The organism is Pseudomonas sp. HMSC063H08 (assembly GCF_001813645.1).
In the GTDB taxonomy this organism is placed as follows: Bacteria; Pseudomonadota; Gammaproteobacteria; order Pseudomonadales; family Pseudomonadaceae; genus Pseudomonas; species Pseudomonas aeruginosa.
Genome location: NZ_KV813590.1, coordinates 1 through 278, shown reverse-complemented (window position 1 = coordinate 278; position 278 = coordinate 1). Strand labels below are relative to the sequence as shown.

The window sequence follows — 278 nt, the reverse complement described above, 5'->3', positions numbered from 1 at the left end:
TTCTTCGCCGACCCCCGCGAAGTCCTGCGCCAGGTGGTGGCCAGGTTCACCGAGATGGAACTGACCATCGTCGCCGCCTTCGAGCTGGAGTTCTACCTGATCGACCAGGAGAACGTGAACGGCCGGCCGCAGCCGCCGCGCTCGCCGATCTCCGGCAAGCGTCCGCAGTCGGTGCAGGTGTACTCCATCGACGACCTCGACGAATACGTCGAGTGCCTCCAGGACATCATCGACGGCGCCCGCGCCCAGGGCATCCCGGCCGACGCCATCGTCGCCGA

At 67.3% G+C, this 278-nt stretch carries 1 pseudogene; it reads left to right on the top strand.

The features are described 5' to 3' along the window. Window positions 1–278 (top strand): annotated as a pseudogene (locus HMPREF2924_RS27125) (glutamine synthetase); the annotation flags it as partial.